Source organism: Gemmatimonadota bacterium (assembly GCA_026706845.1).
In the GTDB taxonomy this organism is placed as follows: Bacteria; Latescibacterota; UBA2968; order UBA2968; family UBA2968; genus VXRD01.
Window position 1 is genome coordinate 1 of sequence record JAPOXY010000170.1, and the last position, 5815, is coordinate 5815.

The following is a 5815-nucleotide window of genomic DNA, read 5'->3' on the forward strand; positions in this document are numbered from 1 at the left end:
GACCGACTCGCTCGACGTTGGGTGCGACGTCCGCCTCTTCGAATTGTCGAAAGATGGGGTAGCAGATTTTGTAGCGATCTCGGTAAGCACCTCCATAGAGGTCGTGAATTGGAATGCCCAGGCTCTTGGCCCGAAGGTCGTGAATCGCAATATCCACACCTGCACCAATTTGTCCCTTATATCCGTCGACGATCGGATCGATGGCGGTTGGATCGGATGGATTGATTCCGATCAACGATTTCCGAAGTATATACTCGAGATGGTTGATGTCGGGTATGTTTCGGATACTGAGGTCGGACATTTCGCCCACACCGACTACACCATCGTCTGAGATGATACGGGTGATAATGTGAGGACTGAGCGTACCGTTCTCTCGTCTTGTTCCGACTGCAAATAGATCGAGCTCTTTAATGGTCAAAGCAGACTCCTTTCATCGATCGTCTCAGGAACACCAATACGAATAGAGCGACCCTTGTCGGCATCTTAATTTCTCACGCCAGTTTATGTGCCATTGTAATCGTAGGGTCGGTTTCTGAAGAGGTAGTCTATCGGTTCATCCACAAAAATTATGTTCGGGTCCAGGTCGCTTTCTGCAAAGGCGGTTTCACAACCAGTATTGAACCGGAGAGGGGGAAGGCGACGCATCCAGTGGCAGCAGTAGATCGCTGCGATCATGAACCGCGTTTGGTCGGAGAGATTTGGCATTCCCCGATGCCAGAGCCGGGGATCGCGGATCAGAATGCTTCCCTTTTTTGTGTTCCCCCGGACCGGCGGTGCCACTTTCCGGCGTGCTTCATGCAGGTGTTCTTCGACCTTGATATCATCTCCATCTACCTTTTGCGTTTCCAGATGGGAGCCGGGCCAGAGTTCGATACTTCCGTTGGCTTCGGTCACTTCGTCCAGGGCAATATTGACAATGACTTTGGACGGCGGATGCGCGACATCCAGGTTTGGCCAGAGTTGTCCCGAGTCAACATGTACCGGCTGGAGCTCGCTGCCCGGCAAGTTGGTGTTGCCGGTGTAGCGATTGTTGAAGATCCCCTCGCCGAGTAGGGCTTTCGAGACCTGGACCACACAGGGGTTCGCCATAACGTCGCGAAAGACGTACGGGGGGAAGGGGGGCGGCTCCTGCTGGACGTTTCCCCAAACGAAGTTATGGGGTGGCGCAGGGGCGTTCATGATCTTCTCTATGTCTTCGGTCATCCGCTCACAGAGAAGATCGAGGTGTTCGTGTGCGACCACTGCATTGAGGATGATGTAGCCCTCCGTTCGAATGGCATCGAGGGCCTGTTTCAGGTGCGCGTCGGTGAGAGATTCGGCTGCGTGCTCTTCCGGTGTGACGGTGATTTCCACGTGTACTCCCTTCCTGCGGAGCTTGCATCGTGCCATTAAAAAGGGGATTATGTAGCAAAGTAGCATAATGCCTTATTTTGTCAAACTATTTGACAGCCTTGAATGCCCCGTCTATCATGTAAAATAAGCAGGGCATTTTTCATTTATATCAAAGAGGAGGAAGTATGTTTGAACTGTTCTTTGTAGTAATTTTGGCACTGTTCATTTTTGTGTCACATAAATATATAAAAGCAAGGCAGCGACTTAAAAGATTTCAGCCAATTATTGATGTAGAACGTGAAGCATCGCGGATAGAACGGGCGAACAAATCCGCTAAGGCAGAAAGAGAAAAAACAGAGAAGGAGATAGAACAAGCGAGTGATGAGGTAGAGCGTCTCCAGGAGCAGCTCAGGCCGCTTGAAGATGAGTTGGACATGCAAAGTTTTGGTTTGTATGAACCAAAATATGACTTTGAAAATTCTGAGCAGTACAAAACAGAACTGTCCGCTATCCGCAGAGAACAAAAGGAATTGATCAGACGAAAAACAGCCCTTCTTTATCCTTCAAACTGGACAGTAAATAATAGCGTAAGAGCAGGACAAAAAATGGTCAATGAGAAGATAAAGCTCATGCTTCGTGCATTTAATGGAGAGAGCGATTCTCTCATAATGAAAGTAAAATATAACAATATCGTAAGCATTGAGAGACGCATTGAGTCATTGTTTAACGCAGTCAACCGGCTTGGGGAGACTATGGGTTGCCAGATTACCCGTGAGTATTTCAATCTCAAGATCAATGAGCTCAGCCTGGTCCACGGGTTTGAGGAGATAAAGCAAGAAGAGAAGGAAGAACAGCGTGCTATCCGCGAGCAGATGCGGGAAGAAGAACGTGCCCGGAAGGAAATAGAAAGGGAGCGTATAAAAGTAGAAAAGGAACAAGCGCGATACCAGAAAGCATTAGAAAAGGCCCGTAGGGATGTTGAGCAAGCAACAGGCGAAAAGCATTCAAAGCTACAGTCTGAGATTGAACGCTTGAATGAACTCTTAGCCGAGGCAGAAGCAAACAAAGAGCGAGTAAAATCCCGTGCAGAAATGACACGCTCAGGATTGGAGTTACCCCGTTTTGGTGGAGTATTTAGGGCTTGTGTTTCAAGCCTGTGATTGATGCAGTTTTTCATAAGCTATCGGTGCCTGGTAGGCAATGGAAGAATGCCTGCGATGCGGATTATACCATCCTTCAATGTAGGAGAAGATAGCCAACCGCGCTTCCTTGTGCGTGCGGAAGGATCGGCGATTGATCAACTCACACTACGGGTCAAGTCCACTTTTTGATCGGCCAGATACACAGACTCTTGTTGACTGCCCCACCGACGATTGGGGTTTTGCCGCTCTTTGCGCGTGTATCTATCCCCGGCTAAGCGGGTCACTTCCTGCTGCAATTCTTCTGCCACGGCGTCTAATCCTAATGGGATCAAGGCCTGGATCAGAGCGATGCGTGTATCCATTGCGGTCATCTCTTCTTCTGTGGGTGTCTGTGGCGTTGCATCGTCTTTGTGGATAGCCTTGACTTTGGGGGCTTTGTGCGATTTTTCATCACGGGCTCCTTTGGTTGAGGACACAGCGTTTTCGGGATGGAAACTACTGTATCCAATTTACATTGGAGCCTCTACTATTTCAACTAACATAGGCACAATACCGTAGGGTATATTCAAAAGACTTAACCCTCCAAAGGAATCGAACGACTAAATGATGCTATTCCCAAGACCAAACACTACCTCAAAACCGATAAATTGGAGCTAAAATGGCTTTAGGCATTAAAGATACTGTTAAATCGCTGTCGTTCTCACCGAGTACACCCATTGACCTATCTCCTGATGGCATATGGGTTGCATATACCATACAAGATCCATTTAGGAGGGAGTCTCCAGGCGACAATAGATATAGCTTTTTCAGCCGCTCAGGCACTCCCAAACTAAGAGTTGGTTGTGATGTCTGGATCACCAACACGTCATCTGGCGAATCGAGGTGTTTGACCCAAGGGAAGGGCAGTAGCTGGGGACCTGTTTGGTCACCCAATGGGGATTACCTTGCTTTTTTCTCGGACCGAGATGGCCAAGCGCAGCTCTGGGTTTGGGAAAGATCATCTGATAGATTGAGGCGCAGATCAGACGTTATCGTTCGTTCCTACTATGGTTCCGAAGTTGTTCGTTGGATGCCAGATAGCCAGAAGATTCTCTGCAAAGTCTTGCCAGAAGGCATGACCCTTGAAGATGGCTTCGATCTCATCATAAGTCATTCAAGACAGATGGATGAAAAAAAAAGTAACCTTCAGTCTTCAGTTATTGTTTACCATTCACCTAAAGTACTCGGAATGCTTGACCCTCCGAGACTCCCGAAGAACAATGTACAGAACGTTGCTGTCACTAATATTTATCTTTCTGATCTTGCTATAGTTAACGTTTTTACGGGAAAAGTAGAGCGTATCGCATGCCAGATGAAAATAATCGGGTACTGGATATCACCCGACGGCACAAAGGTCGCCTGTACGGTCTTGAAAGAGGACTCCGGATCGGGTCCGGAGTCCTCCACCTATGATCTTCTCATTATTTTTCTGTCTAATAAACAAATTAAGGTTGTTGCGTCAGAGATCCAGCAGACCCGAGGAATTTCCGTCAGTTGGTCCCCAGATGGTAAGCTACTAAGTTACATATCAAGGGGAAATTGTTTCATTGTGTCTGCCAGCGAGGGGAAGCCACGAAATTTAACTAAGGGATCACATTCCGATTTTTACCACACCTACCGTCCACCTTTATGGGACGCTGAGGGGAAAAATCTGTACTTCCTTGTTTCTGACACACTATGGCGTATTTCAGTATTGGATGCAACCGTAGTGCCTGTTACACATATCTCGGATCGAGAATTGGTGGAGGTGGTCTCTCCGATCGAAGGAGGACGCTTCTGGTCTCCTCAAGAAGAAAAGTCACTGTTTCTAATTACTCAGCACCAAGAAACCAAACGTGTCGGAATCTATAAAGTGAATCTTACCACGGGGCTATCGTCAAAGGTTTTGGAAGAAGACGCGAAATTTGGTTCCCCAGCTATCTACATGATCGATGTTTCTGATGATAGTCAGCAGGTAGTTTACACCAGACAAGATGCGCAACGTTGTGAAGATATTTGGATCGCAGGCATTGATTTCCGAGATCCAAGACGATTGACTAATATTAACCCATCGATTTGCAGAGCTACCTTAGGAACGAATCGCCTCATTGAGTGGCGAGATATGGAAGGCCAAACGCTACGAGGCGCACTATTATTTCCCCCTAACTATGAAACAGGGAAACAGTATCCTCTTGTAGTTTATGTATATGGCGGCAGTTGGATGTCGAGCAAGATAAATACATTCGGCCTAGAAGGGCCTGGCGTTTATAACTTACAACTTCTCGCTACGCGCGGATATGTGGTTCTTTGTCCTGATGCTCCACTTCAGGTAGGAACGCCGATGCAGGACATTGCAAAAACAGTGCTTCCAGGGGTAAATAAAGCCGTCGAGATGGGGATTGCTGATCCAGATCGGCTTGGAGTGATAGGACATAGTTATGGAGGATATAGTACTCTCGCTTTGGTTACCCAAACAACGTGCTTTAAAGCCGCCGTAATCAGTGGAGGATATAGCAATTTGATTAGTATGTACAATTCGATGAGAAAAGACGGATCAACCTATGGAATTCCATGGGCTGAAGAAGGTCAAGGGAGAATGGGCGGTACACCCTGGCGCTTTCGGAATAGATATATCGAAAATTCTCCCATCTTTTACTTTGATAGGGTGCAAACACCACTTTTGGTCATTCACGGAGCCCTTGATTACGCGGTACCGTCTTTTCTCGCTGACGAAGTATTTGTAGCTCTCCGCCGATTGGGAAAACAGGTAGCCTATGCAAAATATGAGGGTGAACTTCACGCACCGTCGGAGTGGGGATATGCCAACCAGATAGATTATTGGAAACGCATCATCGTCTGGTTTGATAGGTACCTCAAAATTCCGAAGTAAACAGGTAGGTTCTATATAATAGCGTGCAAACCACCAGAAAAGGTTTAGAAAGGCTGTTGCCGAAAGCCGAAATGCTGTTTAGCTGTGTGATTTGCTTTGAGATTTACTCTGAAGCGTCTCCCCAAGCAAAAGAAAGAAGTCACGATGACTGTTGCTCAGAAAAAACTTGCCCGGAAGCGTCTCAATGTCTAGAGTTGACCGAGAGATTGGGCAAAGTCTCAGAAGCCTGCCGTCGCTGAGGGGCGACTATTCCCAGTCCTAAACCATCCACCAAAACGAAAGAACTCCAGGATGGTATAATCCGCATCGCAGGCATTCTTCCATCGCCTACCATGCGCCGATAGCTTATGAAAAGTTGCATCTATCACAGGCTTGATACAAAAGCCCTAAACTCTCCACCGAAGCGGGGTAACAACAAAAATTTTCCTCTCGC

At 47.3% G+C, this 5815-nt stretch carries 5 protein-coding genes; 2 read left to right on the forward strand and 3 right to left on the reverse strand.

The features are described from left to right. Window positions 1-418: muconate cycloisomerase (locus OXG87_15720; GenBank protein ID MCY3870997.1), on the reverse strand; the 418-nt coding region annotated here is incomplete at its 3' end. Window positions 419-501: 83 nt separating this feature from the next. Next, window positions 502-1389 carry a phytanoyl-CoA dioxygenase family protein gene (locus tag OXG87_15725; GenBank protein MCY3870998.1) on the reverse strand — a complete coding sequence of 296 codons (888 nt, stop codon included), beginning with the start codon at window positions 1387-1389 and terminating at the stop codon, window positions 502-504. A 128-nt stretch (window positions 1390-1517) separates the two neighbouring features. Here OXG87_15725 and OXG87_15730 point away from each other — a divergent pair, with 128 nt between their 5' ends. Continuing rightward, on the forward strand, window positions 1518-2492 hold the full coding sequence (locus tag OXG87_15730; GenBank protein ID MCY3870999.1) for a DUF4041 domain-containing protein: 975 nt from the start codon (window positions 1518-1520) through the stop codon (window positions 2490-2492). 137 nt (window positions 2493-2629) lie between these two features. On the opposite strand, the gene OXG87_15735 is transcribed toward OXG87_15730, so the two are convergent. After that, window positions 2630-2950 carry a hypothetical protein gene (locus OXG87_15735; GenBank protein ID MCY3871000.1) on the reverse strand — a complete coding sequence of 107 codons (321 nt, stop codon included), beginning with the start codon at window positions 2948-2950 and terminating at the stop codon, window positions 2630-2632. Window positions 2951-3132: 182 nt separating this feature from the next. Here OXG87_15735 and OXG87_15740 point away from each other — a divergent pair, with 182 nt between their 5' ends. Further along, entirely contained in the window at window positions 3133-5382 is a 2250-nt protein-coding gene (locus tag OXG87_15740; GenBank protein MCY3871001.1) for a prolyl oligopeptidase family serine peptidase, read from the forward strand. Window positions 5383-5815 lie beyond the last annotated feature (433 nt).

Bases quoted from the DNA above. Each gene is read 5' to 3' on its own strand.
- OXG87_15725 (MCY3870998.1), bottom strand. From the start codon at position 1,389: ATGGCACGATGCAAGCTCCGCAGGAAGGGAGTACACGTGGAAATCACC.
- OXG87_15730 (MCY3870999.1), top strand. From the start codon at position 1,518: ATGTTTGAACTGTTCTTTGTAGTAATTTTGGCACTGTTCATTTTTGTG.
- OXG87_15740 (MCY3871001.1), top strand. From the start codon at position 3,133: ATGGCTTTAGGCATTAAAGATACTGTTAAATCGCTGTCGTTCTCACCG.